The sequence below is a fragment of the Azospirillum fermentarium genome, assembly GCF_025961205.1.
Taxonomy (GTDB): Bacteria; Pseudomonadota; Alphaproteobacteria; order Azospirillales; family Azospirillaceae; genus Azospirillum; species Azospirillum fermentarium.
On the sequence record NZ_JAOQNH010000001.1, the window covers coordinates 2,079,403 to 2,106,262 of the forward strand.

Here is a 26,860-nt window from a genome sequence, read left to right on the forward strand (position 1 = left end):
GTGGGGAAAAGCCGGGGGCGCTCAGCCGGTGCCGTCCTGTTCCTGGCGGCGGCGGAAACCGACGAGTGCGGTTTCGTCCATCATCAACTCCTCCTTGTGCTTTTGCTTCTCCCGTTCGCGTTTCAGCCGCTCCTCCTCCGCCAGTTCGTAGCGCTTGAGATCCTGATAGGCTTCGGCGACCTGTTCGGTGGCGGCGACGATCTGTTCCTGCACCTGGCGGATGGAGTCGTCGATTCGCCGCCGCCGTTCCATGGCGCTGCGGGCGAAGCCGGCATAGGTGAAGGAGGCGTTGAAGTCGTTGCGCGCGGTTTCCTGTTCGGCGCGCATCTCCTCCGCCAGCCGGTCGATCTCGCTGCGCAGCCGGTCTTCCAGGTTCTGCAGTTCGGTCAGCGCCCGGCGTTTCTCGTCAAGCTGCCATTTCTGCACGCGGATGAGTGTCTTGAAGGAACTCACGGCCAGGGCACCCCGAGGATTTCAGCAAGCTGGGCATAGCCGGTGGCAAGATCCGCCTGCTCCCGCTTTCCCTGCTTGAGGAAGGCTTCCAGCGCCGGCTGGTAATGGATGGCCAGATCCACCTGCTGGTCGGTGCCGCGGCGGTAGGCGCCCAGCCGGATCATCTCCGCCATGTTGTCGTACGACGCCAGAAGCTGGCGGGCGGCGCCGACGAGCTGGTTTTCCTTTTGCGAATTGCAGCCGGGCATGGTGCGCGACACGCTGCGCAGGATGTTGATGGCGGGATAGCGCCCGCGCTCGCCGATCTGGCGTTCCAGCACGATGTGCCCGTCCAGGATACCGCGCACGGCGTCGGCAATGGGTTCGTTGTGGTCGTCGCCTTCCACCAGAACGGTGAACAGCCCGGTGATCGACCCCGATCCCCCCACACCCGGCCCCGCCCGTTCCAGCAGGCGCGGCAGCTCGGCGAAGACGGTGGGCGGATAGCCCTTGGTCGTCGGCGGTTCGCCGGCGGACAGGCCGATTTCGCGCTGGGCCATGGCGAAACGGGTCACGCTGTCCATCATGCACAGCACGTCGCGCCCCTGGTCGCGGAAGAATTCCGAAATGGCCAGGGTCATGTACGCCGCCTGACGGCGCATCAGCGGCGGCTCGTCCGACGTGGCGCACACGACGATGGAGCGGGACAGGCCCTCTTCCCCCAGATCCTCGGTGATGAATTCCTGCAATTCGCGTCCGCGTTCGCCGATCAGCCCGATCACCGCCACCTCCGCCGCGGAGAAGCGCGCCAGCATGGACATGACCGACGACTTGCCCACGCCCGATCCGGCGAAGATGCCCATGCGCTGTCCGCGGCAGCAGGTGAGGAAGGTGTTGACCGCGCGGATGCCCAGGTCGAGCTTCTGCCCCACGCGCTGGCGGGCGTGGGCCGGGGGCGGGTTGTTGCGGATCGGCACGCCATAGGCGCCCTTGGGCAGCGGCCCCTTGCCGTCCACCGGCTCGCCCAGCGCGTTGACCACCCGGCCCAGCCACGCATCGGTCGGGAACACCGACGGCTGCCCGTCGGACACCAGCGCCCGGCAGCCGAGCCCGACCCCGTCCAGCGTGCCATAGGGCATCAGCAGCGCCCGGCTCTGGCGGAAACCCACCACTTCGCACGGGACGCGGCGCCCGTCGCGCGCCTCCACCACGCAGCGGCCGCCGACCGACAGCTCCTTCTCGATGCCGCCCACCTCCACCAGCAGCCCGAGCACCGCGGTGACGCGGCCGAAGCGGCGATAATTGGGCAGGGCTGCTATGTCGTTGACAAGGCGCGCAACATCCGCAGGCATGCGGCACCCCTTCGCATTTAACCATGAACCGGCGGCAGGGGGGATGTATCCCCGGATTTTCCCAAGGCTTTCCAGCCCCGGCGGTTCCGATCATGACGCCATAATGATTAACGGAACATGAAACGCGGTGAGGGTGGCATTAAGCTGAATCACCTGTTAACCTGTGTAAACGGGCCGAAAAATCTGTTAAGAAGAAGATATCCGCTACCGAAGCGGGTTCGGATCGGGAAACGTGGTTCCAACGTCGGGATAGCGCCATGCGGGTTCTGCTAGTCGAGGACGATTCCTCCGTCGCGAAGAGCATCGAGTTGATGTTGCAATCGGAAGGCTACATCGTCGATTCCACCGACCTGGGCGAAGACGGGCTCGAGATCGGGAAGCTGTATGATTACGACATCATCATCCTTGACCTGATGCTGCCCGACATTGACGGGTACGAGGTGCTGCGCCGCCTGCGGGCCGCGCGGGTGACCACCCCGATCCTGATTCTGTCGGGCTTGTCGGAACTGGATCACAAGATCAAGGGGCTGGGGTTCGGCGCCGACGATTACCTTACCAAGCCGTTCGACAAGCGCGAACTGATCGCGCGCATCCAGGCCATCGTGCGCCGGTCCAAGGGCCATTCCGATTCGATCATCCGCACGGGACGCCTGACGGTCAATCTCGACACCCGCACGGTCGAGGTGGACGGCCAGCCGCTGCACCTGACCGGCAAGGAATACGGCATCCTGGAACTGCTGAGCCTGCGCAAGGGCACCACGCTGACCAAGGAGATGTTCCTCAATCATCTCTACGGCGGCATGGATGAACCGGAACTGAAGATCATCGACGTCTTCGTCTGCAAGCTGCGCAAGAAGCTGGCGGTGGCGACCTCGGGCGACAACTACATCGAAACGGTGTGGGGCCGCGGCTATGTGCTGCGCGATCCGCACGAGGATGCGGCTCCGCTGGGCCCGCCGCCCAAGCTGCCGCACCACATGGCAGGCTGATCGTCTCAACTTTGGCTGCTTTTGTTCGGCGCGCTCTTCCCGGCAGGGAGGGGCGCGTTTTTTTATGCCCCCCCGGTTGACGTGACGGACAGGAGAGACGGGTGAAACGTGTACGGATAACGCTGTCCCTGGTGGTGGCAAGCACGGTGGTCGGCCTGATGGGCACGGACCTGATTTTGCCGGCGGTTCCCCATCTGCCCGAGGTGCTGGGGGGGAACGCTGCTGCGGCCCAGTTCGTGATTGCGGCCTATGTTGCGGGGACCTGCGTTGGGTTGCTGGCCTATGGTGTTCTGAGCGATCACATCCCCACCCGGTGGCTGTTCGCCGGATCGCTGTTCGCCACGGCGCTGATCTCCTGGGGGTGTGGCGGGGCGTCGTCGCTGGAATCCCTGATCGCCCTCCGTTTCGTTCACGGGGTGGCTGCCGCGGGACCGGCGGTGTTTGCGCCGGCGGTGGTCAAGGCGATGTTCGACGAGGCGGCGGCGGTGCGCGTGATGGGGGCGCTGGGAAGCATCGAGTCACTTGCCCCGGCTCTGGCCCCCATTGTCGGGGCGGTTCTTCTGGCGTGGGGGGGCTGGCGCCTGTCGTTCGATGTCCTGGCCGCCGTGGCGGGGGTGCTGGGTCTTTTTTTGCTACTGGGCGGCGGTGTGCCGCAAGTGGGGCGGCGGGCGCGTGGCAGCTACGCCGTGTTGCTGTTCCGGGCGACGTACGTCCGCTACGCCTTCAGCCAGGCCATGGTTCTGGGTGGGCTTTTGGTGTTCGTCTTTGGAATGCCGGCCGTGTTCGTCCGGGTTCATGGGGGGAGCATGACCGATTTCATCGTCATGCAGGTCAGCTCGATTGTGATGTTCATCGCGGCGGCGAACATGGCCTCGCGGGCCGTGGCCCGTTTCGGACCCGAACCGGTCATTGGGTTTGGAACGCTGCTTGCTGCGGTGGGGGCGGCCGGCCAATTTGCCTATGCGGTGGCGGGCGGGCGCGACGCTCTGATGATCACGTTGCTGTTCATCCCGGTCAACATCGGCCTTGGCCTGCGCGGCCCACCCGGCTTTTACCGCGCCATCGTCGCCGCTCACGGCGATGACGCCCGCGGCAGCGCCCTCGTGGTTCTGGGGATTTTGGGGGCTGCCGCCGCCGGTACGGCCTGTGCGTCACCGTGGATCGAGTGGGGAGCAGCTCCGTTGACGGGGGTGGCGCTGCTCATGCACGCCCTGGGAGTCGCCAGCCTCGCCATTTTGCCGCCGCTTCACAACGGGAAGGTGGCTGGCTGATGAAGGGGTGGCGGATGGGGTGGGATTCGAACCCACGGTAGGCTCACACCTACGGCGGTTTTCAAGACCGCTGCCTTAAACCACTCGGCCACCCATCCTCGACGCTTCGGGTCCGGGATAGCGCAAGCGAAGCCAATGGTCAATCATGGCTTTTTATCAACGGATTCTTCGTGATGCCCCTCTTCCCACCCGGCTTGCCGCACGAGCGTGAATTTGGTACATCCCACAAGGTCATCAACCCAAGGCAACGGCCCGCCTTCAACCCCTTTGGTTGCACGGCGCGGCAGCGGACCCCGCATGAGCATCCTGGCGCGGCTTATCGTTCTGATTCTCGTTGCCGCGCTGCCGGGAATCGGCATCCAGGCTTATCACGTCTGGAAGGGGCATCAGGATGACCTTCTTTCCCTCAATGCCGAAACCGCGCGCACCCTGGCGGGCATTGCCGAGGAGCAGGTCCGCGTCATCGACGGGCTGACCATCCTGATGGGCGTCGCCGCCGAGGACGAGGCAGTGCGCGCGGTCAATCCCCACGCCTGCCAGACCCGCTTCGACCGCCTGGCCCCCCACCTGCCCAAAGGCCAGCAGCTTTTGCTGACCGATGCCCGCGGAACCGTGCTGTGCGCCACCGACCGTACCCTGGTGGGGCAATGGTTCGGAAACCGGCTGCCGCTGATGCCGTCCACGGGCAATGGGGTGACGGGAAGCGACGTGTTCCTGTTGCCCACCGGCGGCAAGGCCGTGCGGTCCTTCATCAAGCGGATCGAAGGGGAGGGGGGAGTCACCGCCGGCCATCTGTTGCTGACGCTCGATCTGACGTGGCTCGACGGCTATCTGGCCCGCCACCCGCTGCCGCCGCGGGCGGTGCTGGTGGCCGCCGACCGCGAGGGGATCATCATCGGCCGTTATCCCGACGGCGGCACCGGGTGGTCGGGGCACCGGCTGCCCGCCCACATCGGACAATTGGCGGCCCGGCCCGCCGCCGGCGCCGCCACCATCCCCGGTTTCGACGGTGAGGAGCAGGTGGTGGCCTATGCCCCGCCCGCCGCTGGGGGCAGCGGGCTGTTGCTGGCGCTGGGCGTGCCCTCGTCCGATGGGCTCATGCGCATCAACGCCAAGGATCCGTGGGCTATCATGGCGGCCGCCGCAAACCTTGTGCTGGTGCTGCTGGTCGCGTGGCTCGGCGCGCGGCGGCTGATCGAACGCCCCGTCCACCGGCTGATGCGCGCCGTCGAGCGCTGGCGCATGGGCGATTACAGCGCGCGGGTGCGGCTCAGCGATACCCGCTCCGAACTCGGGCAGCTCGGCGCCGCCTTCGACGCCATGGCGCGGGAACTGGAAACCCGCGACACCTTGCGGGAAACCGGGCGCGCCGCCGAACGGCGCATGGCCGCGGTGCTGGCCAGCACCACCGACGGCGTGCTCGAAATCGACCGGACGTGGCGCGTCGCCTTCATGAACGACCGGGCGCGGCTGCTGCTGTCCCAAGGCGTGGACCGCACGGGCGAAGAAATCTGGGCGCTGCTGCCCGCCGAATCCGGTGACGACGTGCGCAGCAACCTGCTGGTCGGCATGCGCAGCCAGGTGCCGGTGGAATTCGAGGTCAGCCAGGAAGCCCATGGCGTGTGTCTGGCGATCCGCGCCTTCCCATCGCCCGAAGGCTTGGCCCTCTATGTGCAGGACGTGACCCAGCGCCAGCGCGCCGAACGGGTGGTGCGGCGGGCGGAGGCGCGCTACCGCGCCATTCTGGAAACCGCCGCCGATGCCATGGTGCTTCTGGACGGCAACGGCATCGTGCAGGTGTTCAACCGCGCCGCCGAACGGCTGTTCGGCTATGCGTCGGTCGAGGTGGTGGGGCGCCCCGTCTCCCTGCTGCTGCCCGACGAGGGCGGCGGCGACGTGCGCAGCCACTACATCCTGCGCCGCGGGCTGGACGACAACGATGGCGATGCCGGGGCGGGCACCACGCGGGAGATCACCGCCCGACGGCGCGACGGCAGCGTCTTTGCCGCCGATCTGGCGGTGGCGGAATGGCACGACGGCGATACCCGCCAGTTCACCGCGATCATCCGCGACATCTCCGAACGGCTGGCGGTGCAGGAACGGCTGCGCAGCGCCAAGGAAGAGGCGGAGCGGGCCGTTCTCGCCAAATCCCGCTTCCTGGCCGCGGCCAGCCACGACCTGCGCCAGCCGTTGCAATCGCTGATGTTCTTCGCCGCCGCCGCCGCGGAGCAATTGCGCGGTCATGGCGCATACGGCACGCTGGAAGCCATGCAGCAGGCGCTCAACGCCATGAAGCGGCTGCTGGACGGGTTGCTCGATATCTCGCGGCTGGATGCCGGGGCGGTCACGCCCCATCCGGGCGACGTGGCGCTGGGGCCGCTGCTGGACCGTTTGCGCGTGGAGTACGGGCCGCAGGCGGAGCGGCGGGGAATCCGGCTGCGCATCCTGCCCTCCAGCCTCGTCGTCCACAGCGATGCGGCGCTCCTGGAACGGGTGCTGCGCAATCTGCTGGAGAACGCCCTGCGCTATACCACCCGCGGGACCATCCTGATGGGCTGCCGGCGGCGGGGCGACGGCACCGTGCGGGTGATGGTGTGCGACACCGGCATCGGCATCCCCCCCGAACGCCAGGATGAGATCTTTGAGGAATTCACCCAGCTCGGCAACGCCGAACGGGACCGGGAACAGGGGCTGGGGCTGGGGCTGGCCATCGTCCGCCGCCTGTGCCGGCTGCTCGGGCACCGGCTGGGGCTGTCGTCGCAGCCGGGACGGGGGTCGGTCTTCTTCATCGACCTGCAGCGGGTGATCCCCCCGGCCCAGCCGGCTGCCCCGGAAGCGCATCCTTCCGGCCCCGCGCCGGCCGCGGAGGAAGCCGCCGCCATCCCGTCGCGCCTGATCCTGGTCATCGATGATGAGGTGATCATCCTGATGGGCCTGCGCGTCATGCTGGAAGGCTGGGGGTACGAGGTGCTGACCGCCACCGGGGGCGAGGAGGCGATCCGGCTGCTGACCAAGCACGGGCGCAGTCCCGATGCGGTGATCGCCGATTACCGCCTGCGCCACGGCCACACGGGGCCGGAAGCACTGCGGGCCATACACGCCCATTGCGGCCATGCCATGCCCAGCATCGTGCTGACCGGCGACACCGCCCCCGAGCGCATTCAGGAAGCCCACGCCAGCGGCTTTTCCATCATTCACAAGCCGGTGTCGGCCCTGGACCTGCGCCGCATGATCGAAACCGCCCTGGAAAAGGCCACCGCCTGAGCGGTTCAGGCCGTGTCTTCGTCCGGGGCCTGCCGCGCCAGCGCATCCCGCCCGCGCTCGGTCAGGCGGCAGACCAGCCAGTCGGGTTTCAGCGGGTTGTTGAACCAGCGTTCGGCCCAGCCGTTGTGCAGGCATGCCGTGACGATGGTGGCCTGCACCCGCTGGCCGCGGTCGTCGAACAGGGGCAGCTTGCCGCCCGGCTGGTGCAGCCCGCGGCGCAGCCAGGCCGCCTGACGGGGGGTGGGGCTGCGGCGGCGGCCGGGAAGGCGGGGCGGCATCGTCGTCTCGTTCCGCTGGGGACGGGGATGGATTATCCTACGGCAAAATCAACGCCAGGGGGAGGGAAAGCGCCATGGACCCCGTGTTCGTCTATATGACCGCCGGTTCGCCCGACGAGGCCCGCCGCATCGCCCGCACGCTGGTGGAGGAGCGGCTGGCCGCCTGCGTCAACATCATCGACGGCATGACCTCGATCTACCGCTGGGAAGGGGCGGTGGAGGAGGGGTGCGAGACGGTGATGATCGCCAAGACGCGGGCCGGCCGTTTCGAGGAACTGGCCGCACGGGTGCGGGCGCTGCACAGCTACACGGTGCCGTGCATCATCGAAATCCCCCTGGGCCGGGGCGATGCGCCCTATCTCGACTGGCTGCGGGCGGAAAGCGCACCCTAAGCGTGCGGGTGCATGGCGGCCATGCGGGCGGCCCCGTTGCGGCACCGCCCTTTCGCGTGAGACTCTCAACGGCTTCATTTCCCACAAAAGGGCGGAGTTCCTGCCATGTCCGCACCCTCGCCCGACCTGTCGGCCCGCCTGTCGGTGGGGTTCTCGTGGGTTGGCCACACGATGATGCACATCACCGCCGCCCTTTATCTCACGGTGGTGCTGGCGTTGGAGCGGGAATGGAACCTGCCTTATGACGAACTGATCCGGCTGTGGACGCTGGGGTCGCTGATGATCGGGGTGGGGGCGCCGCTGGCCGGGTGGCTGGGTGACCGCTGGAGCGACAGCCGCATGATGGCGGTGTTCTTCCTGCTGACCGGGGCCGGATCGGTGGCTGCCGGGCTGGCCGACGGACCGCACGCCCTGTGGCTGGGGCTGGCGGTGCTGGGGCTGGGGGCGTCGATCTACCATCCGGTGGGTATGTCGTGGATGGTGAAGAACGCGGTCAACCGCGGCAAGGCGCTGGGGTATCTGGGTCTGTTCGGCAGTCTGGGCGTGGCGCTGGCCGGCGTGGTGGCCGGCGGGCTGACCGAGGTGTTCGGCTGGCGCTCGGCGTTCCTGTTGCCGGGGGCGGTGTGTCTGCTGCTGGGGGTGGCGCTGGCGGTGTGCATCGCCATGGGGGTCGTGCAGGACCGCCACGCCGACGTGAAGCCCCAGCCCAAGCCGTCACGCGGCGACGTGATCCGCGCCTTCGTCGTGCTGTCGGTGACCATGCTGTGCGCCGGGTTGATGTTCAACGCCATGCAGGTGGTGCTGCCCAAGCTGTTCGGCGAGCGGCTGCACGGGCTGGTGGGGGAGGGCACGTTCGGCATCGGCGGTCTGGTTACCCTGGTCTATCTGACCGCGGCCGTGCCGCAGTTGATCGGGGGGCATCTGGCCGACCGCTACCCGCTGAAGCGGATCTATGCTTTGTGCCTGCTGTGGCAGACGCCGATGATGGCGGCGCTGGCGGTGCTGAGCGGTTTTCCGCTGGTGGGGGCGGCGGGGCTGGTCATCATCGCCTCGCAGGTGCAGATCCCGGCGGAAAACCTGCTGTTGTCCCGCTACACCCCCGACCGTCACCGGGGATTGGCCTTTGGCGCCAAGTTCATTCTGTCGTTCGGGGCCGGGCCGTTGGCGGTGCAGATGGTGGCCTATTTCTATGAGCAATCCGGGGAATTCGTGACGCTGTACGCCACGCTGACGGTGCTGGCGGGTATCGCCTTCCTGGCGGCGCTGCTGCTGCCGGGCGACCGCACGCCGGCCACGGCCGATGCGGCGGCTCAACCGGCCGCCGTGCCGGCGGGCGGGGCGGACTGAGGACCAATCACACCGCCCGCGCGGGGCTTATCACACCGCCCGGGCGGCGATGGCCGTGTCGGGGGCGGAACTGGCGTTGCCGGGGGCGGGCGCGATCCAGGCATCGCCGATCCCCGCCGCACGCGCGGCGTTCAGGGCGCGCACCGCCTGTTCGCGGGTGGTGCTGCGGATGGTCACGCGGTAATGGGGACGGCCTTGCACCGTGGCTTCGGTGATGTCCAGGTTTGACCAGCCCAGCGTGCGGCGGCGGTCCTCCGCCTGTTCCCGCTGGGCATAGCTGCCGACCACCACGAGAAAGCCGGGCCGGATCGCCGGGGCCGCGGACGGGGCGGCGGCGGGTGCCGGCTCCGTCGGAAGGGATGCGGTGTCGCGGGACGGCGGCGGCGGTTCGGCGGGAACGGCCACCACGGGGGTTGCCATGACCGGGGGCGGCGGTGCTTCCGCCAGGGCGGCGGCAGCGGGTGTTTCGTCCTCATCCCGGCCGGCATCGACCAGGAGCTGGGGCGGTGGGGCGGTGTCCCGGCACAGGGCGCCGGTGGTCATGAAGGTGCCCAGTCCGCAGACCTGCCCGGCCATGGCCATTGGCTCCGCCGGCCACAGCAGCAGCGCTCCCAGCGCGGCCCCCGCCCCCAGACAGGTGATGGCGGCGGTGGTGATCAGCAGTCTGTTGCCCGTCACCGGCGGTATCCCCCTTTGGCACGATCCCGGCAGCAAGGGTTGATAGGAAAGCGACCGTTGTCAACAAAGCGGAACGAATTAACTGTATTTTTCCTCAGCTTTTCTCGAAGCCCCATGAAAAAGGGGGCGTTGCCGCCCCCTTTTCACCGTTTCTTTCCCACCGGCCCCTCAGCCCACGGCTTTGTCCAGCGCCTTGGCCAGATCGGCGATGATGTCGTCGGCGCTTTCCAGCCCGATGGACAGGCGGATGACCTCCGGCCCGGCCCCGGCGGCGGCCTGACCCGCGGGGTCGAGCTGGCGGTGGGTGGTGGACGACGGGTGGATGATCAGCGAGCGGCTGTCGCCGATGTTCGCCAGATGGCTGAACAGCTCCACGCTTTCCACCAGCTTCACCCCGGCGTCATAGCCGCCCTTGATGCCGAAGGTGAAGATGCCGCCGGCCCCACGCGGCAGGTACTTCTGCGCCAGCGTGTGGTACTTGGACGATTCCAGGCCGGCATAGCTGACCCACTCCACCGCCGGATGGGATTCCAGGAAGGTGGCGACCTTCAGCGCGTTGGCCGAATGACGCTCCATGCGCAGGTGCAGGGTTTCGATGCCGTTCAGCGTCAGGAAGGCGTTGAAGGGCGACTGGCTCGGCCCCAGATCGCGCAGGCCCACGGCGTGGCCGTGGATGGTGTAGGCCAGATTGCCGAAGGTCTCGTGGAACTTCAGCCCGTGATAGCCCGGCTCCGGCCCGCTCAGCGCCGGGTACTTGCCGTCCTTGGACCAGTCGAAGGTGCCGCTGTCCACCACCGCGCCGCCGACCGAGGTGCCGTTGCCCGACAGGAACTTGGTGGTCGAATGCACCACCAGCGTCGCCCCCCATTCGATGGGGCGGATCAGGTAGGGGGTCGCCAGGGTGTTATCGACGATCAGCGGGATGCCGGCATCCTGGGCGATGGCGGCGATGGGTTCCAGATCCGTGACGATGCCGCCGGGGTTGGCCAGGCTCTCGACGAAGATGGCCTTGGTCTTCTCGGTGATCGCCGCCTTGACGCTGGCCGGTTCGTCGGTGTCCACGAACACCGCCTTCCATCCGAACGCGCGGGGGAAGGTGTTGGCGAACTGGTTGAGCGAACCGCCGTAAAGCTTTGTGGACGCGATGAATTCATCACCCGGCGACAGCAGCGGGAACAGCGCCATCAACTGCGCTGCATGACCCGAGGAGGTGGCGGTGGCGCCGATGCCGCCTTCCAGATTGGCGATGCGCTCTTCCAGCACCGCCACCGTCGGGTTGGTCAGGCGCGAATAGATGAATCCCACCTTTTGCAGGTTGAACAGCGATGCCGCATCGTCCACGTCGTCAAAGACGAAGCTGGTGGTCTGATAGATCGGGGTTTGGCGCGCGCCGGTGGCGGGGTCGGGGGCGGCGCCGGCATGGATGGCACGGGTTTCGAAACCGAAGCTCTTCTTGTCGCTCATGGTGGCTCCCTGGAGGTCCGCTGCTTGTTGTGCGGTCTGGACGCATTCTCTGCAAAACAGATAGGCTATAATTTTACAGCCGCGCCGCAGATTTTTCCACAAAAACACACGTTACCCTGGTCGCAACCGTGGTGTGGTTCCGTTACACGTTTAACGCCCGCCCCGCCGGGCCAGAAAGGCCAGCCGTTCCAGCAGGTGGACGTCCTGCTCGTTCTTCAGCAGAGCGCCGCAGAGCGGGGGGATCAGCGTGCGCGCGTCCTTGGCCCGCAGGGTTTCCGGGTCCACGTCCTCCACCATCAAAAGCCGGATCCAATCCAGCAGTTCCGAGGTGGAGGGCTTCTTCTTCAGCCCCGGCACCTCGCGGAGGTCATAGAACATGGCCATCGCCTCGCGCAGCAGATCCGGCTTCAGGCCGGGGTAATGCACTTCCACGATCTGCTCCATGGTCTCCTTGTCGGGGAAGCGGATGTAGTGGAAGAAGCAGCGGCGCAGGAAAGCGTCGGGCAGTTCCTTTTCGTTGTTCGACGTGATGATGACGATGGGCCGGCGGGCCGCCGTGATGGTCTGCCGCGTCTCGTAGACGTGGAATTCCATGCGGTCCAGTTCCAGCAGCAGGTCGTTGGGGAACTCGATGTCGGCCTTGTCGATCTCGTCGATCAGCAGGACCGGGGGTTCCGGTGCCTCGAAGGCTTCCCACAGCTTGCCGCGGACGATGTAGTTGGAGATGTCGTGGACGCGTTCCTCGCCCAACTGGCTGTCGCGCAGGCGGCTGACCGCGTCGTATTCATACAGGCCCTGTTGGGCCTTGGTGGTGGATTTGATGTGCCAGGACAGGAGCGGGCGGTTCAGCGCGCGGGCGATTTCGATGGCCAGCACGGTCTTGCCGGTCCCCGGTTCCCCCTTCACCAGCAGCGGGCGTTCCAGGGTGATGGCGGCGTTGACCGCGACCATCAGGTCTTCGGTGGCGACGTAGCTGTCGGTGCCGGTGAAGCGCATCCCGATCCCCTCCGTACTCTGCCGTATCCTGGCGCAAAAGAAAGCCCTCCCCGGTGGGGGAGGGCTGGTCACATCCTCAGCCGGCCTTGGCGGCGATGGCGGCCTCAATCGCTTCCACCGCCTGGGGCGCCAGGGCGCCGTCGGGGCCGCCGGCCTGGGCCATGTCGGGACGGCCGCCGCCGCCCTTGCCGCCCAGCGCTTCCGCCCCCACGCGCACCAGATCCACCGCGCTGAAGCGGCCGGTCAGGTCGTTGGTCACGCCCACCACCAGCGAGGCCTTGCCCTCGTTGACGGCGATCAGCACCACGACGCCGGTGCCGACCTGCTTCTTCAGGTCGTCGGCCATGGGCTTCAGATCCTTGGCGGGCAGGCCGTCGGCGATGCGGGCGGCCAGCTTCACGCCCGCCACCTCCTTGATGCCGCCGCCGGCCTGGGCCGCACCGCCGCCCATGGCGACCTGACGGCGCAGGTCCGACAGTTCCTTTTCCAGCTTGCGGCGCTCGTCCAGCAGGGCGGCGACGCGGGCCGGCACCTCCGCCGGCTGCACCTTCAGCGCCGACGCCGCTTCCACCAGCAGGTGGTCGCGCTCGGCCAGCCACGCCTTGGCGCCGGTGGCGGTCAGCGCCTCGATGCGGCGGACACCGGCGGCGACCGCCCCTTCGGACACGATCTTCAGCAGGCCGATGTCGCCGGTGCGGCGCACATGGGTGCCGCCGCACAGTTCCACCGAGAATTCGTGGGATGCGTCGGCGTCACGCCCGCCCATGGAGACCACGCGCACCTCGTCGCCGTACTTCTCGCCGAACAGGGCCATGGCGCCCTGTTCCTTGGCCTCGTCCGGGGACATCAGGCGGGTCACCACCTCGCTGTTGGCGAGGATGCGGCGGTTCACCTCGTCCTCCACCGCTTTGAGGTCGTCGGCGGTGAGCGCGGCCGGCTGGCTGATGTCGAAGCGCAGACGCTCCGCCGACACCAGCGAGCCCTTCTGGGTGACGTGCTCGCCCAGACGGCGGCGCAGCGCCTCGTGCAGCAGGTGGGTGGCGGAGTGGTTGGCGCGGATGGCGCCGCGGCGCGCGCTGTCCACCCGCAGTTCCACCACGTCGCCCACCGACAGCGTGCCCTTGGTCACCGTGCCCACGTGCGCCCACACCGCGCCCAGCTTCTTCTGGGTGTCGGAGACGGCGATTTCGGCGCCGTTGGCCGAGAAGATCACGCCGCTGTCGCCGACCTGGCCGCCGGATTCGCCGTAGAACGGGGTCTGGTTGACGATGACCAGCACGCTATCGCCGGCGGCGGCGGTCTCCACACGGGCATCGCCCTTGACGATGGCGGTGACCTTGCCCTCGGCGGTTTCGGTGTCGTAGCCGAAGAACTCGGTCGCCCCCAGCTCGTCGCGCAGGTCGAACCACAGCCGTTCGGTGGCCGCTTCGCCCGACCCGGCCCAGCTTTCGCGGGCCTTGCGGCGCTGTTCGTCCATGGCGGCCTTGAACCCGGCCTCGTCCACCGGGCGGCCCTTGGCCCGCAGCACGTCCTGGGTCAGGTCCAGCGGGAAGCCGTAGGTATCATAGAGCTTGAACGCCACCTCGCCCGGCAGGGCGGCGTTGCCCTCCAGCTTGGTTTCTTCGTCTTCCAGCAGACGCAGGCCGCGTTCCAGCGTCTGCTTGAAGCGGGTTTCCTCCAGCTTCAGCGTTTCCACGATCAGCGCGCGGGCGCGGTTCAGCTCGGGATAGGCGTCGCCCATCTGGGCGGTCAGCGCCGGCACCAGGCGGTGCATCAGCGGCTCACGCGCGCCGATCATGTGGGCATGGCGCATGGCGCGGCGCATGATGCGGCGCAGCACGTAGCCGCGGCCCTCGTTCGACGGCAGCACGCCGTCGGCGATGAGGAAGGAGCACGAGCGCAGATGGTCGGCGATCACCCGGTGCGACACCGCGTGCGGGCCGTCGGCGGCGGTCTTGGTCGCTTCCGCCGACGCCACGATCAGGGCGCGCATCAGGTCGATGTCATAGTTGTCGTGCTTGCCCTGCAGCACCGCCGCCAGACGCTCCAGCCCCATGCCGGTGTCGATGGACGGCTTGGGCAGCGGCTGGAGGTTGTCCGGCCCGAGCTGCTCGTACTGCATGAACACGAGGTTCCAGATCTCGATGAAGCGGTCGCCGTCGGCGTCGGCGCTGCCCGGCGGGCCGCCGGCCACCGCGGGGCCGTGGTCGTAGAAGATTTCCGAGCACGGGCCGCAGGGGCCGGTGTCGCCCATGCGCCAGAAATTGTCGTCGGTGGGGATGCGGATGATCCGCTCGTCCGACAGACCGGCGATCTTGCGCCACAGGGCGGCGGCGTCCTCGTCGCTGCTGTGGACGGTGACCGTCAGCTTTTCTTCCGGCAGGCCGAATTCCTTGGTGATCAGGTTCCAGGCCAGCTCGATGGCGTCGGCCTTGAAATAGTCACCGAAGGAGAAGTTCCCCAGCATCTCGAAGAAGGTGTGATGCCGGGCGGTGTAGCCCACGTTGTCCAGGTCGTTGTGCTTGCCCCCGGCGCGCACGCACTTCTGCGAGGTGGTGGCACGGGAATAGGGGCGGCCTTCGGCGCCGGTGAAGACGTTCTTGAACTGGACCATGCCCGCGTTGGTGAACATCAGCGTCGGGTCGTTCCGCGGCACCAGGGGCGACGATTCGACGATCTGGTGACCATGCTTGGCGAAATAGTCCAGGAACGTGCGGCGGATGTCGTTTGCGGTCTGCATGAGGTCCAACAGGCTCCGAATACGGTATCGCGGCCGGGTTGTCCGGCCGAACGGCACTTTTATCCTGTGGCGGCGTTTCTGTCCACGGGAACACGGCGGGCGGCAAGGGGATGAAACCCGCGCCACAAGTATAATCCCTCCCTCGATCCGATGGGGAAGGCCATGTCTTCGTGCAATGCAGCATGAGCCTTCTATGACCAAAGGTAAGGCAATCGGGCGGTTCTTATGCTTTTTTGGGTGCGCTCTTCTGTCGGCTGCGCCGGCTGCTCTGGCTGTGGCATGATGATGGAACATGCCGTTCAAAAGAACAACGAACAGACACAACGCCGGAGGACGACGGACATGCCACATTCCGCGACGACGACTTACCGTCAGCAGCAGGCGGAACTTTCGGCCATTATGGCTTCGCTGTCGGAACTGACCTCCCGCCAGGACGCCATGAGCCACGTGCTGGACATCGTGGCCATGCTGAACCGCCTGTCGGCCAAGGTGACCGACGTGCTGACGCTGGAGGACAAGGTGCTGTTCCCCCGCCTGCTCAACCATCCCGACGCCCGCGTGCGCGAGGCCGCCCGCCGGGTGCAGGAGGAGGGCGGGCATCTGCAGCCGGTGTTCGACGATTACTTCGCCATCTGGTCCAGCCCGCCGGCCATCGTCAGTCGCTTCCCCGCCTTCGCCCGCGAAACCCGCATGGTGCTGCGGCGGATGCAGGACCGCTGCCGCCAGGAGGGGGAGGAACTGTTCCCCCTGGTGGATCAGGCCGGCCTGCATTGAGGGTCAGGCGAGGCATGACGGAATCCGCGTGAGCGGCGGGGCGGTCGGGTGTAAGCAGACCCGTCCCGCCCGCTGACCCGGACTGAGCGCCATGACCGAACCGTTGCCCGTCAACCCCCTGGTCGCCGGGGCCGAGGCCCCGCCCATCGCCGAGGCATGGGGGTGGGTGGCCGGGCGTGCCCATCCCCCCGAACGCCCGCTGATCGACCTGTGTCAGGCGGTGCCCAACTATCCGCCGGCCCCGGCCCTTCGCGCCCATCTGGCCGCGGCGGTGGATGATCCCGGCACATCCCGCTACGCGCCCATCCCCGGCGTGGCCGATCTGCGCGCGGCCTTGGCCCGGCGGATGGCGGACCTCTACGGCGGGCCGGTCGCGGCGGAGGAGATCCTGATCGCCGCCGGCTGCAACCAGGCGTTCACGCTGGCCTTGATGGCGCTGGCCCGGCCCGGCGACAACGTGATCCTGCCGGTGCCGTGGTACTTCAACCACGCGATGATCCTGGGCATGCTGGGGGTGGAGGTCCGCCCGCTGCCGGTGACGGAGGAGGGTGGGCTGGTCCCCGATCCCGCCGCCGCCGCGGCGCTGATGGACGGGCGCACCCGCGCCCTGGTGCTGGTCAGCCCCAACAACCCCACCGGCACCGTCACGCCGCCGGCCACCATCGCAACACTGCACGATCTGTGCGCGGCGCGGGGCGTGCGGTTCGTGCTGGACGAGACCTACCGCGATTTCCTCGATCCGGCGGGCGGGGCGCCGCACGGGCTCTATGCGCGCGCCGGGCGGGACGGCACGCTGGTGCATCTCTACAGCTTTTCCAAGGTGTTCAGCCTGGCGGGATACCGCGTGGGCGCGGTCGCGGCGGACCCGGATCTGGTGGCGCAGATGGTCAAGATCATGGACTGCATCGCCATCTGCGCGCCCCACATCGGGCAGAAGGCGGCGCTGTTCGGTCTGTCGCATCTGGACGGCTGGGTCGCCGAACGGCGGGTGGAGATGGCCGGGCGGGTCGCCGCCTTCCGCGCCGTGATGGGGGCGGGGGTGGCCGGATTCCGCATTGCCGGGCTGGGAGCCTATTTCGCCTATCTGCGCCATCCCTTTGCCGGTACTCCGGCCCGGGACGTGGCCCGGCGGCTGGCGCAGGATCACGGGCTGCTGTGCCTGCCCGGTTCCATGTTCGGGCCGGGGCAGGAGGATTATCTGCGCTTCGCCTTCGCCAATGCGGATGCGGGCGTCATGCCGGCGATCACGGAACGGCTGGAAGGGATGGTCAGCGGATCAGGTCGGTGACGATGTTGGCGTTGGCCGCGGTCAGGGCGGCGGCGGTCAGGCGGTAGTCCTGGGCGCCGCTGAAGCCGCCCGCCGCCTTCACCTGCGCGATCCAGTCGGGGGAGGCGCCCAGCGACAGCAGGCGCTTGACCATGATCTGGGTGGTGCGCACGGTCATGCGCCCATCCTCGGCCATGCGCGGGGCGTGAACCATGAAGCTGGCCGACGGGTCGGCGAAACGGGGGTATCCCGCCAGATAGATGCCGACGCACATGCTCTCGCACCGCTCGCCGCCGCCGACACGGGTGGCCAGCGGGCGGCCATTGCCGCGTTCGGCCAGCATGGTGTCGATCATGCGGTAGCCGGCGGCGGTGAAGCCGCCGGGGCTGGACAGGTCCACCATCACCGGGCGCCGGGCCGGAACCGCCGTCAGGGCCGCGACGAACCGTTCCTCGACCGCCGGGGTGATGATGCCGTCGATGCGGATCAGCGTGCCGCCGCCCTGTTCGCTGACGGTCAGGGTGGCATCGGGGAACACCGCACCCGGCACCGTGTTGTCCGCCGCCGCCCGTTCCACCAGCCCAAAGGCCAGGGTGGCACCCAGAACCACGGAAGCAACGATGGTGGAAACGATGGTACGGCGCATCATCCGGCCTCTCCCTGTCTTCATAGGCAGGATGCCGGGGTTTCCTTGCCGATTCGTTAAGAGCACATATGATCCGAAGGAGGGGGCATAGGACGTTCGGTGGAGATATCAGCGGAATCTACTGATTGCTGCATTGCAAACTGGTGCGTTGTGCGAGCATTTGGTATAAGGGACCGAATTCGTCCCGATTACCCGCCGGAGAATGATCCATGGCCGAGGTTGTTTTTTACGGTCTCCCCGATTGTGTTGCCAACGCCAAGCAGAAGATGCAGATCGAAGCCGCCGGTCACCGGCTGAAGGTCCGCAATCTGGCGGAAGAGGCGTGGACGCGCGAAAGCCTGCGCCCGTTCTTCGGCGAGCGTCCGGTGTCCGAATGGTTCAACAAGCGCGCCCCCGCCATCAAGGCCGGCACCATCGACCCCGAGGCGCTGGACGAGGCGGCGGCGCTGGACGCCATGATCGCCGACGTTACCCTGATCCGCCGCCCGCTGATGGAAGCGGACGGGCGCAAGGAATGCGGGTTCGATCCCAACGGCGTGAACACCTGGATCGGCCTGACCGGTGAAAGCTGTGACAGCAAGCATTCCCGCGGCCAGTGCGACCACGGCCACCACCACTTTCCGGCCAAGCACTGACATGGCCGGGCGGCCCCGGTGCGGGGGCCGCCCGGTTCCGCTCTTACAGAATCTCCAGCACCTGTTCCGGCGGACGGCCCAGGCGGGCCTGGTCGCCCTTGACCACGATGGGCCGTTCGATCACCGACGGGTTGGCCGCCATGGCGGCGATGAGGTCGGAGTCGGGCAGGGTCTTGTCCACGCCGGCCTCCGCCGCCTCCTTGGAACGCAACAGCCTGGCGGGCGGGATGCCCAGCTTGGCCACCAGACCGGCCAGTTCGCCGGCGCTGGGCGGGGTCTTGAGATACTCCACCACCTGCGGTTCGATTCCCCGCTGGCGCAGAAGCTCCAGCGTCTCGCGCGATTTGGAGCAGCGCGGGTTATGATAGATGGTCACGGTGTCGGTCATGATGCCTCGCACAAGGATTCCGCCGCCCTTATACCAGAGGATGCGTGCGGCGGCAGTGCCCCCCGCGCGGCGGGGGCGGGGATGCCATGCAGCGTGCGAACGCATTTGCGAAACGCGAATCCGTGACAACACCCGGGCGAGGGGTTAACGTTGCGCCCTCGTCCCATCCCTTTGTTTCGGATGCCCGCCCGTGACCAAGCTCTCGCTCTCCAAGGACAAGATCCAGATTCTTCTTCTGGAAGGGATTCACGATAACGCCATCAATGAACTGGCCGCCCGCGGCTATGCCTCCGTCGAACGTCTGCCCCATGCGCTGGACGAGGCGGAGTTGCTGGCGCGTATCGGGTCCGTCCACATGCTGGGCATCCGGTCCCGCACCAACCTGACGGCCAAGGTGCTGGAAGCCGCGTCGAAGCTGGTGACGGTCGGGTGTTTCTGCATCGGCACCAATCAGGTGGACCTGAAGGCGGCGCGCCGTCTGGGCGTGCCGGTGTTCAACGCCCCCTATTCCAACACCCGTTCGGTGGCGGAACTGGTGATCGGCGAGATCGTGATGCTGATGCGCGGCATCTTCGACAAGTCGAACCTGGTCCACAAGGGCGGCTGGATGAAGTCGGCCAAGAACTCGTTCGAGGTCCGCGGCAAGTCGCTGGGCATCGTCGGCTACGGCCACATCGGCACGCAGGTGTCGATCCTGGCCGAAGCCATGGGCATGCGCGTCTATTACTACGACGTGGTGCGCAAGCTGGCGCTGGGCAACGCCCAGGCCTGCGACAGCCTGGAAGAGTTGCTGGGCAAGTCGGACGTGGTGACGCTGCACGTTCCCGACACCCCCCAGACCCGCGACATGATCGGCGAGCGCGAGATCCGCGCCATGAAGAAGGGCAGCTACCTTCTGAACGCCGCCCGCGGCAAGGTGGTGGTGATCGAGGCGCTGGCGGCGGCGCTGAAGGACGGGCACCTGACCGGGGCCGCCATCGACGTGTTCCCCAAGGAGCCGTCGGGCGACAACGACCCGTTCGAAAGCGACCTGCGCGGCCTGTCCAACGTCATCCTGACCCCGCACATCGGCGGCTCCACCCTGGAGGCGCAGGCCAACATCGGGGCCGAGGTGGCGCAGAAGCTGATCGAATACTCCGACAACGGCTCGACCCTCGGGGCGGTGAACTTCCCCGAAGTGGCGCTGCCGGTGCGCGTGGGGGCGACCCGCTTCCTGCACATCCATGAGAACAAGCCGGGCGTGATGCGGCGGATCAACGATCTGTTCTCCACCCGCAACCTGAACATCACCGCCCAGTATCTGCAGACCGATCCCGAACTGGGCTACGTCGTCATCGACGTGGACGGCGACGTGGACGAGGGCGAGGTGCTGGCCGATCTGAAGCAGGTGGACGGCACGCTGAAGACCCGCTTCCTCTACCCCGGCCGCCGGGGCTGAGAGGCGGCTTGGCGCGGGGGAGCCGCCATCCCATATGGGGTGACATGAACCCGCGCTTTTTCCCGTATCGCACGAGCACGGCCGCCGTTCTGGCGGCCGTTGCCGTTTGGGCATCCCCCGCCGCCGCCCAGACCCCCGCCGCCCAGACCCCCGCCGGCTGTCCGGTCCTGGCGGCGCAAGTGGTGCTGGAGCCGATGGAGGCCCCCTTGCGCACCGACACCGTGCGCTCGGCGGCGCAGTTGACGGCGATGCCGGGGCGCGCACCGTCGCCGCTGGGCCGGCAGGCCGGGCGGGCGCTGGGACTGACGGCGGCGGAATTCGCCGCCCGCTCGCGCTTTCAGATGGTGTTCCAGCAGCAGCCGGGCGGGCCGGTGTGCGGGGCGTTGAAGACGCTGACCATCAGCTTCGGCTATGCCCGCCGCACCGTCTACATCGCCCGCGAACTGCCGCCGCAAAGCTGCATCTATGGCGAGGTGATGGGTCACGAGATGGAGCACGTCGCCATCGACGACCGGGTGCTGGCCGAATTCCGCCCCCGGTTCCAGCAGCAGATGGAAGGGCTGGTGGAACAGCTTCGCCCCGTGCAGGGCCGCTCCGCCGATCAGGTGGCGCGCGCAATCCAGCGTTCGGTGGAATCGGTGATCAACCGCAGCCTGGACGAATTCGGGCGTGAGCGCGACCGGCGTCAGGCCCGCCTGGACACGGTGGAGGAATACACCCGCGTCAGCCGGAGCTGCGGCGGGGAATTGAACACGTATCTGCCGGTGCCCGGAGCGCGGCGGTAAGGCGGATCACTCCGGCCAGAAATCCGCGGTCATGAACTGCGCGAACGGCCAAGGGCACGCAGCCGGGAAGGAGGTTTCCGGCAGGTCGGTTTCGGCGGCGGCCAGCAGCACCGCGTCGCCATAGGCGTCGTCGATGGCTTCACCGAGTTTGGCCTTGAGACTGGGGTTATCCTTCAGGTGACGTTCCAGATCACGCCGCTGGATCTTGATGGTGGCCGCCCACCTGGTCCCGCGCCGTTCCGGCTGATGCTGCCATTTCAGGAGATGCTGGAGCAGAACGGCGAGCCGGTTCACAAGTTCGCGTTTCTCGGTCCTGCCCATGCTCTCGATCTCTTCGGCGATGTGGGCGATATCGGCAGCGTCAAGCTTGCCGGCGCGCAGCAAGGCGGCTTGCTCGTTTGCCCAAGCGTAGAAATCGCGGTCGTACAAGCTGGTGCTCATCGTTGAAATCTTCCCGATGCTTCGCTCATGACAGGAGCGTTCACCGTTCCAAGCCACGCTTTCCAGAAAGCGGGGCTGGCTTACAGCAGTTTGACCAGTCCCGCGATCAGTGCCGCTTGTCCGAACAGCATCGGCGCCAGCCATTTCAGCAGTTCGGTCTTAGCAGAGTCGATCTTTGATTCCAGGCGGATTTCAGCTTCCTTGATATCGGCCTTGGTGGCGAGTTCGGCGCTGCTCATCGCCTCCACAAGGGCTGATGCGGCGGAACGGGCTTGCTCCGGAGTAAAGCCGCCAGCTTCAGGGTATCGAACGGAACAGCACTCATTCGACGTCCACGCTCCCGCACAGGGGATAACACATCCAATAAATTACTTTAAGCACCAGTTCGTTTCAATCAACACCCTTTGAGAGAGGGGATGCAAGGGCCGCCGGCCCTTGCCGGGGTGCCGGGGCAGCGTCCCGGCGTCTACTTCCCCTCTCTTCTCCACCCCGCGACCAACGCCAGCAGCGCCAGCGCCAGCACGGCGGCCACCGGCAGCAATGGCACCTCGCTCACCCCCTTGACCACGTGATCCCCATTCGCCCGCAGCCCGATCCACCCCCGTCCGGCCTGGGTGGTGGCGTCGGGGCTGGTGCGGCGGACCTCGATGCCGCGGGTTTGGTCGGCGTCGGCGGCCCACAGGATGCCGCCGCGGGTGGCCTCGGCCACCGGCTTCATGGGGGCGTCGGTGGTGCGCACGTCGGCCAGTTCCGGCGGGTTGACCGCACCCACCACCGCCAGCGCCGTGCGTTCGCCGTCGGTCACGCGGTAGATGCCGGGTTCGGCGGCGGTGACGGTGGCCGAGGACACGCCGTTGCGCGGCTCGCTCATGGACAGGGCCGCGGTGGTGTCGGACGGGGTGGTCATGGTGACGCTGCGCGGGTCGGGGACCAGGGACCGGCGTTCCACCGTGATGCGGTTGCCGTCCACGCGGGCGCGCAGGTCATTTTCCTCCAGCTCCGGTTCCTTCATCAGCCAATGGGCCAGCCGGCGCAGCAGCTCGGCTTGCGGCCCGCCGCCCTCGAACCCGCGGCTCCACAGCCAGATCTGGTCGGAGGTCAACTGGGCGATGCGCCCTTCGCCCACCCGGTTCAGGATGAGGAGCGGGCGGTTGTCGGCCCCGGCCATCACCACCGATCCGTCGCCGGCCAGCACCTCCACCTGATGGAACCAGCGGCCCCAGGTGGGTTCGCCGTCCTCGCGGTCGCCGGGCAGGCCGGCGGTCACCGGGTGGCGGCGGCCAAGCCCGGTCACCGTGGGGCGGAAGGGGCGGTCGATCACTTCCCCCGTGGGGTCGGCGGGCAGCACCTGGCCCAGCGGCGTTCGGCGCAGCGACAGCGGGCCGGCGTAGCCGTCGCCCGACATCTCCATCAGTGCACCGCCCTTCTGCACGTACTCGGCGATGTTCTCCAGATAGATTTGCGGCAGTACCCCGCGGCGGCGGTAGCGGTCGAAGACGATCAGGTCGAATTCGCTCAGCTTCACCTCGAACAGTTCGCGGATGGGGAAGGCGATGAGCGACAGTTCGCGGATCGGCGTGCCGTCCTGCTTTTCCGGCGGGCGCAGGATGGTGAAATGCACCAGATCCACCGCCGGATCGGCCTTCAGCAGGTTGCGCCACGTGCGCTCGCCCGCGTGCGGCTCCCCCGACACCAGCAGCACGCGCAGCCGGTCGCGCACGCCGTTCACCACCACCGCGGCGCGGTTGTTGGCCAGCGTCAGTTCGCGCCCCGCCGGCTCCACCGCCATTTCCAGCACGTTCTGGCCGCCGTGGGAGACGGTCATGTCGAGGCGCACGTCCTGTCCCACCGGCACCGGCAGCGTGCGGGGCGCCCCGCCGTCCTGGCGCAGGGTGACGGTGGCGGTGGGGGTCTGGCGGCCCGGCATGTCGTCCACCCGGATCACCACCTCCACCGGCTTGCCGACGATGCCGTAAGCCGGGGCCTGGACGATGGCGAGCCGACGGTCCCCCTCGTCCCGGTTGCCGGTCAGGATGGTGTGGATGGGGCCGATGCCGGCCAGACGCCCGGCGGGGTTGGCCGGCACGTCGTGGATCTGCCCGTCGGTGATGAACACCGCCCCGGCCATGCGCCGCCGCGGCACGTCGGCCATGGCGCGGGTCAGGGCGTCGAACAGGCGGGTTTCGTTGATGGCGCCGGCGTTCCCCTCCGCCGTGCGCACCACGCGCAGGTCGAGGTCGGGGAAGGTCTTCAGCGTGTCCGTCAGGCCGGCCAGCGCCTGCTCGGTGCGTTCCTTGCGTCCGGCGATGTTCTGGCTGGGGGATTCGTCCACGACGATCACCGCCATGTCGCGGATCGGCTCGCGTTCCTCGTGCAGCAGCGAGGGGTTGAGCAGGGCCACGGCCAGCACCGCCACCGCCAGGGCGCGCAACGTGATGCCGCGTGCGCGCCGCACCACGCCCAGCAGCAGCACCAGCAGGGCCAGCGCGAACAGCGGCGTCAGCACCGCCCACGGCAGCAGCGGGTTGAGCGCGATGGTGGTGCCGTCGATCACTGGCCGAGCCTTTCCAGAATGGCGGGCACATGCACCTGATCGGCCTTGTAGTTGCCGGTCAGGGCGTACATCACAACATTGATGCCGAAGCGGAAGGCCAGCTCACGCTGACGCTCGCCCCCCGGAACCACGGCGTAGCGGGCGGCCCCGGTGCGCGGGTCCACCGCCCAGGCGGCGGCCCAGTCGTGGGCGCCGATGACCACCGGCGACACCCCGTCGTTGACCGACCCGCTCTCCCGCGCCTCGATCCACACCGGGGCGCCGGTGTAGCGGCCGGGGAAATCCTGCATCAGGTAGAAGGATTTGGTCAGCACGTGGTCGGGCGGCACCGGCCCCAGCGGCGGGATGTCCAGCCCCTGCGTCAGCCCCTGCAGCGCCAGCGTTCCGGCCCCGGCCCCCGGCGCCAGCGCGGTGTTCTGGTCGCGGGTGTCGATCAGCAACACGCCGCCGTTGCGCATGTAGCGGTTCAGCCGTTCCTTGGCGGTGTCGGACAGGGGGGCCTGCGACGGCGTGACCGGCCAATAGAGCAAGGGGTAAAAGGCCATCTCGTCCCGTTCGGGATCGACGGCCATCACGCCCTGAGCCTCCACCGCCGTGCGGCGGCCCAGCATGTCCACCAGCCCCTCCAGCCCGGCGCGGGAGGTCTCGTCCACCGCCCGGTCGCCGGTGACCAGATAGGCCAGATAGGTTTCCGCCGTGACCTTCACCGCCTGGGCGTCGTCGGCGCGGGCCGGGCCGGCGTCCCACCCGGCCAGCACCGCCAGCGCCACCACCGCGGCGGCGGCCCGGCGGAACCGCAGCAGCCCGCGCAGCGCCAGCGCGATCAGCAGGTCCAGCAACAGCAGCCCCAGCGCGCCGGCCAGCAGCACCGGCTTCAAATTGACCTCGCCCCGCGGGCCATAGCCGGTGCGGGCGACGCCGGGGGGCAGGGCGGGGAAGGGGGCGACCGTGGTCACCAGGGTGGAGAGGTTGAGCGCGCGCCGCGCGTCCTCGGTGCCGTAGAAGCCGGGGGGATGGCGGGGGCCGATGGCGGCGGGGCCGAACTCGGCGGACGGCAGCGGCAGGGCGGTGGCCGGCGGCGGCGCCAGCCGCCCGCGCCCGTCCAACAGGTCGAGCGGATCGAGCGTGCCGGCTCCCTCCGCCCCCGCCACGCCGCCGGACAGGGCGGCCAGCCGCCGCAGCATGTCCACGAACAGGCCGGACAGGGGCAGGTTGGACCAGTCCGGGGCGGCGGTGGTGTGGACCAGAACGATCCAGCCGTCGCCGCGCTTTTCCGCCGTCACCAGCGGCGTGCCGTCGGCCAGCCGCGCCCAGGTGCGGTCGGCCAGATCGGGGGAGGGTTCGGCCAGAACCTGCCGCTGCACCGTCACGTCGGCGGGCACGGTCAGGCCGCGGAACGGGCTTTTCTCGTCGAAGGGCTGGAGCCGCGCCGGCTCCGACCACGACAGCGCCCCGCCCAGACTGCGGTCGCCGGCGCGCAGCCGCACCGGCACCAGCCCGTCGGACTCATCCGCCGTGTGGCCGGCCAGCCGCGGCCCGGCAAAGCGCAGCAGCACCCCGCCCTTCTTCACCCATTCCCCGGTCACGCGCACCTCGTCGCCGGTCAGGGTGCCGACGTCGGACAGGATCAGCACCGCCAGATCCCGCTGCAGCAGGTCGGCGATGGCGCCGCGGCGCACCTCGTTGTACGGCTCCAACGCACGGTTCAGGTAATGCAGGTCGGACAGCAGCGGCTGGGACCGCCCCTCGCCGCGGCCCGACACCAGCCCCACCGGGCGGCGGCGCCAGCGTTCGTCCAGCAGCACGGCGGCGGCGGCGGTGGTGTCGCCCTCCACCCGCAGGGACGCGGCCTCGTTGCGCAGTTCGGCGGGAACCTCCAGCCGCACGGTGCGGGCGGTCTCGCCGGGCTGGAACGGCACCGGCTCGCGCGTCAGCAGCCGCCCGTCGGCGGCGCTCAGGCGCACGGTGACCGGATCGGGGCGGGAGGCGTCGGCGCGCACCACCCGCGCCACCAGCGCCGATCCTTCCACCGCCGGGGGCAGCAGCACATGGGCCGGGCGGCTGGTGCCGTCCTCCCGCACCTCGACCGATCCCAGCCGCTGCAGGGCGGCGGCCAGCGGTGATGCGGCGCCGTCGCCCAGCCCATCGGCCAGCCACACGGAATGGGCGGTGCCGGTGACGGACAGTTTCCGCACCGCCTCCACCGCCGCGGCGCGGTCGGTGGGCCAGGGCTGCGGCTCCAGCCCCTGGACGGCGCGGCGGGCCTCCACCGGCGGCAGGGGGGCGGAGGCGGCCACCGGGCCGTTGCCCGGCGGGCGGGCGGTGGGCAGCAGGATGACCGCCCGTTCGGCCCGTTCCGCCAGCTTCAGCGCCTCGTCCATTGCCTGCTGCCGTGCCCCCCAGTCGCGGCCTGCGGCCCAGCCGTTGTCCACCACCAGAATGAGCGGCCCGCGGCCCGGCAAGGCCGTCTGCGGGTTCAGCAGCGGCCCCGAGAGCGCCAGGATGATCAGCGCCGCGATGACCAGCCGCAGCAGCAGCAGCCACCACGGCGTGCGGGCCGGCGTCTCCTCCCGCGCGATCAGCCCCTGAAGCAAGCGGATGGCGGGGAAGCGTTCCCGCCGCGGGGCCGGCGGGGTGACGCGCAGCAGCCACCACACCACCGGCAGAACCACCAGTGCGGCCAGAACCCACGGTGCGGCGAACGCGATGGCGCCAAAGCCCGGCATGTC

The 26,860-nt window shown here is 68.5% G+C and carries 23 protein-coding genes and 1 tRNA gene; 10 read left to right on the top strand and 14 right to left on the bottom strand.

All coding sequences use genetic code 11. From position 1 onward, the window contains the following. Positions 1-21 precede the first annotated feature (21 nt). Positions 22-453, bottom strand: a complete 432-nt coding sequence (locus M2352_RS09865) for a flagellar FliJ family protein (RefSeq protein WP_264664322.1) — start codon at positions 451-453, stop codon at positions 22-24. Further along, on the bottom strand, positions 450-1,784 hold the full coding sequence (fliI, locus tag M2352_RS09870; RefSeq protein WP_264664323.1) for a flagellar protein export ATPase FliI: 1,335 nt from the start codon (positions 1,782-1,784) through the stop codon (positions 450-452). The genes M2352_RS09865 and fliI overlap by 4 nt, the downstream gene beginning before the upstream one ends. Positions 1,785-2,041: 257 nt before the next feature. On the opposite strand from fliI, the gene ctrA reads away from it, so the two are divergent. Together ctrA and M2352_RS09880 are read left to right on the top strand one after the other, a co-directional pair. Further along, the gene (gene ctrA, locus M2352_RS09875) at positions 2,042-2,773 is read left to right on the top strand and encodes a response regulator transcription factor CtrA (RefSeq protein WP_264664324.1); all 732 of its coding nucleotides are present in this window, start codon (positions 2,042-2,044) and stop codon (positions 2,771-2,773) included. Between the two features lie 101 nt (positions 2,774-2,874). Continuing rightward, on the top strand, positions 2,875-4,044 hold the full coding sequence (locus M2352_RS09880) for an MFS transporter (protein ID WP_264664325.1): 1,170 nt from the start codon (positions 2,875-2,877) through the stop codon (positions 4,042-4,044). 8 nt (positions 4,045-4,052) lie between these two features. Here the strand turns inward: M2352_RS09880 and M2352_RS09885 are convergent. Further along, positions 4,053-4,142: transfer RNA gene (locus M2352_RS09885), tRNA-Ser, on the bottom strand. A gap of 199 nt (positions 4,143-4,341) precedes the next feature. Between M2352_RS09885 and M2352_RS09890 the strand changes: the two genes are divergently transcribed. Further along, complete coding sequence (locus tag M2352_RS09890) at positions 4,342-7,308, top strand: PAS domain S-box protein (RefSeq protein WP_264664326.1); 2,967 nt, start codon at positions 4,342-4,344, stop codon at positions 7,306-7,308. A 5-nt stretch (positions 7,309-7,313) separates the two neighbouring features. Here M2352_RS09890 and M2352_RS09895 read toward each other — a convergent pair whose 3' ends face one another. Beyond that, a complete protein-coding gene (locus tag M2352_RS09895) occupies positions 7,314-7,586 on the bottom strand; it encodes a hypothetical protein (RefSeq protein WP_264664327.1) in 273 nt (90 codons plus the stop codon). Between the two features lie 74 nt (positions 7,587-7,660). On the opposite strand from M2352_RS09895, the gene cutA reads away from it, so the two are divergent. Both cutA and M2352_RS09905 read left to right on the top strand, forming a co-directional pair. Next, on the top strand, positions 7,661-7,978 hold the full coding sequence (gene cutA, locus M2352_RS09900) for a divalent-cation tolerance protein CutA (RefSeq protein WP_264664328.1): 318 nt from the start codon (positions 7,661-7,663) through the stop codon (positions 7,976-7,978). 105 nt (positions 7,979-8,083) lie between these two features. Continuing rightward, positions 8,084-9,325 carry an MFS transporter gene (locus M2352_RS09905; protein ID WP_264664329.1) on the top strand — a complete coding sequence of 414 codons (1,242 nt, stop codon included), beginning with the start codon at positions 8,084-8,086 and terminating at the stop codon, positions 9,323-9,325. Positions 9,326-9,355: 30 nt separating this feature from the next. Here the strand turns inward: M2352_RS09905 and M2352_RS09910 are convergent, their stop codons facing one another. The 4 genes from M2352_RS09910 to alaS form a co-directional block, all read right to left on the bottom strand. Beyond that, positions 9,356-10,003, bottom strand: coding sequence for an SPOR domain-containing protein (locus M2352_RS09910; protein WP_264664330.1), 648 nt, complete (start codon positions 10,001-10,003; stop codon positions 9,356-9,358). A 168-nt stretch (positions 10,004-10,171) separates the two neighbouring features. Then, positions 10,172-11,467, bottom strand: coding sequence for an O-acetylhomoserine aminocarboxypropyltransferase (locus M2352_RS09915; RefSeq protein WP_264664331.1), 1,296 nt, complete (start codon positions 11,465-11,467; stop codon positions 10,172-10,174). Positions 11,468-11,617: 150 nt separating this feature from the next. After that, positions 11,618-12,463 (bottom strand): AAA family ATPase, encoded by an 846-nt coding sequence (locus M2352_RS09920; protein ID WP_264664332.1) that lies wholly within the window; start codon positions 12,461-12,463, stop codon positions 11,618-11,620. 76 nt (positions 12,464-12,539) lie between these two features. Continuing rightward, complete coding sequence (alaS, locus tag M2352_RS09925; RefSeq protein ID WP_264664333.1) at positions 12,540-15,203, bottom strand: alanine--tRNA ligase; 2,664 nt, start codon at positions 15,201-15,203, stop codon at positions 12,540-12,542. 342 nt (positions 15,204-15,545) lie between these two features. Here alaS and M2352_RS09930 point away from each other — a divergent pair, with 342 nt between their 5' ends. Continuing rightward, entirely contained in the window at positions 15,546-15,977 is a 432-nt protein-coding gene (locus tag M2352_RS09930) for a hemerythrin domain-containing protein (RefSeq protein WP_264664334.1), read from the top strand. Between the two features lie 91 nt (positions 15,978-16,068). Beyond that, entirely contained in the window at positions 16,069-17,265 is a 1,197-nt protein-coding gene (locus M2352_RS09935) for an aminotransferase (protein WP_264664335.1), read from the top strand. Here the strand turns inward: M2352_RS09935 and M2352_RS09940 are convergent. Beyond that, on the bottom strand, positions 17,246-17,893 hold the full coding sequence (locus M2352_RS09940) for an ATP-dependent Clp protease proteolytic subunit (RefSeq protein WP_264664336.1): 648 nt from the start codon (positions 17,891-17,893) through the stop codon (positions 17,246-17,248). The two genes, M2352_RS09935 and M2352_RS09940, sit on opposite strands and share 20 nt — an antisense overlap. Before the next feature lie 206 nt (positions 17,894-18,099). Here M2352_RS09940 and M2352_RS09945 point away from each other — a divergent pair, with 206 nt between their 5' ends. Further along, on the top strand, positions 18,100-18,525 hold the full coding sequence (locus M2352_RS09945) for an ArsC/Spx/MgsR family protein (RefSeq protein ID WP_264664337.1): 426 nt from the start codon (positions 18,100-18,102) through the stop codon (positions 18,523-18,525). A 43-nt stretch (positions 18,526-18,568) separates the two neighbouring features. Here M2352_RS09945 and arsC read toward each other — a convergent pair whose 3' ends face one another. After that, complete coding sequence (gene arsC, locus M2352_RS09950; protein WP_264664338.1) at positions 18,569-18,913, bottom strand: arsenate reductase (glutaredoxin); 345 nt, start codon at positions 18,911-18,913, stop codon at positions 18,569-18,571. 190 nt (positions 18,914-19,103) lie between these two features. On the opposite strand from arsC, the gene serA reads away from it, so the two are divergent. Together serA and M2352_RS09960 are read left to right on the top strand one after the other, a co-directional pair. Further along, entirely contained in the window at positions 19,104-20,351 is a 1,248-nt protein-coding gene (serA, locus tag M2352_RS09955) for a phosphoglycerate dehydrogenase (protein ID WP_264664339.1), read from the top strand. A 44-nt stretch (positions 20,352-20,395) separates the two neighbouring features. After that, positions 20,396-21,136, top strand: a complete 741-nt coding sequence (locus M2352_RS09960; protein WP_264664340.1) for a hypothetical protein — start codon at positions 20,396-20,398, stop codon at positions 21,134-21,136. Between the two features lie 6 nt (positions 21,137-21,142). Here M2352_RS09960 and M2352_RS09965 read toward each other — a convergent pair whose 3' ends face one another. The 4 genes from M2352_RS09965 to M2352_RS09980 all read right to left on the bottom strand — a co-directional run bounded on the left by M2352_RS09965 (position 21,143) and on the right by M2352_RS09980 (position 26,857). After that, positions 21,143-21,577, bottom strand: a complete 435-nt coding sequence (locus M2352_RS09965; protein WP_264664341.1) for a DUF29 domain-containing protein — start codon at positions 21,575-21,577, stop codon at positions 21,143-21,145. 80 nt (positions 21,578-21,657) lie between these two features. Further along, positions 21,658-21,816: a CCDC90 family protein gene (locus M2352_RS09970; protein ID WP_264664342.1), complete on the bottom strand. Its 159-nt coding sequence runs from the start codon at positions 21,814-21,816 to the stop codon at positions 21,658-21,660. 227 nt (positions 21,817-22,043) lie between these two features. After that, complete coding sequence (locus M2352_RS09975; protein WP_264665328.1) at positions 22,044-24,128, bottom strand: glutamine amidotransferase; 2,085 nt, start codon at positions 24,126-24,128, stop codon at positions 22,044-22,046. Further along, positions 24,128-26,857 carry a DUF4159 domain-containing protein gene (locus tag M2352_RS09980; protein ID WP_264664343.1) on the bottom strand — a complete coding sequence of 910 codons (2,730 nt, stop codon included), beginning with the start codon at positions 26,855-26,857 and terminating at the stop codon, positions 24,128-24,130. Before M2352_RS09980 ends, M2352_RS09975 begins: the two co-directional genes overlap by 1 nt. Between the last annotated feature and the right edge of the window lie 3 nt (positions 26,858-26,860).

Bases quoted from the DNA above. Each gene is read 5' to 3' on its own strand.
- M2352_RS09945 (WP_264664337.1), top strand. From the start codon at position 18,100: ATGGCCGAGGTTGTTTTTTACGGTCTCCCCGATTGTGTTGCCAACGCC.
- M2352_RS09965 (WP_264664341.1), bottom strand. From the start codon at position 21,577: ATGAGCACCAGCTTGTACGACCGCGATTTCTACGCTTGGGCAAACGAG.
- arsC (WP_264664338.1), bottom strand. From the start codon at position 18,913: ATGACCGACACCGTGACCATCTATCATAACCCGCGCTGCTCCAAATCG.
- M2352_RS09970 (WP_264664342.1), bottom strand. From the start codon at position 21,816: ATGAGCAGCGCCGAACTCGCCACCAAGGCCGATATCAAGGAAGCTGAA.
- M2352_RS09905 (WP_264664329.1), top strand. From the start codon at position 8,084: ATGTCCGCACCCTCGCCCGACCTGTCGGCCCGCCTGTCGGTGGGGTTC.
- fliI (WP_264664323.1), bottom strand. From the start codon at position 1,784: ATGCCTGCGGATGTTGCGCGCCTTGTCAACGACATAGCAGCCCTGCCC.
- M2352_RS09915 (WP_264664331.1), bottom strand. From the start codon at position 11,467: ATGAGCGACAAGAAGAGCTTCGGTTTCGAAACCCGTGCCATCCATGCC.
- M2352_RS09895 (WP_264664327.1), bottom strand. From the start codon at position 7,586: ATGCCGCCCCGCCTTCCCGGCCGCCGCCGCAGCCCCACCCCCCGTCAG.
- M2352_RS09890 (WP_264664326.1), top strand. From the start codon at position 4,342: ATGAGCATCCTGGCGCGGCTTATCGTTCTGATTCTCGTTGCCGCGCTG.
- M2352_RS09935 (WP_264664335.1), top strand. From the start codon at position 16,069: ATGACCGAACCGTTGCCCGTCAACCCCCTGGTCGCCGGGGCCGAGGCC.
- ctrA (WP_264664324.1), top strand. From the start codon at position 2,042: ATGCGGGTTCTGCTAGTCGAGGACGATTCCTCCGTCGCGAAGAGCATC.
- M2352_RS09930 (WP_264664334.1), top strand. From the start codon at position 15,546: ATGCCACATTCCGCGACGACGACTTACCGTCAGCAGCAGGCGGAACTT.
- M2352_RS09960 (WP_264664340.1), top strand. From the start codon at position 20,396: ATGAACCCGCGCTTTTTCCCGTATCGCACGAGCACGGCCGCCGTTCTG.
- M2352_RS09940 (WP_264664336.1), bottom strand. From the start codon at position 17,893: ATGATGCGCCGTACCATCGTTTCCACCATCGTTGCTTCCGTGGTTCTG.
- alaS (WP_264664333.1), bottom strand. From the start codon at position 15,203: ATGCAGACCGCAAACGACATCCGCCGCACGTTCCTGGACTATTTCGCC.
- cutA (WP_264664328.1), top strand. From the start codon at position 7,661: ATGGACCCCGTGTTCGTCTATATGACCGCCGGTTCGCCCGACGAGGCC.
- M2352_RS09920 (WP_264664332.1), bottom strand. From the start codon at position 12,463: ATGCGCTTCACCGGCACCGACAGCTACGTCGCCACCGAAGACCTGATG.
- M2352_RS09980 (WP_264664343.1), bottom strand. From the start codon at position 26,857: ATGCCGGGCTTTGGCGCCATCGCGTTCGCCGCACCGTGGGTTCTGGCC.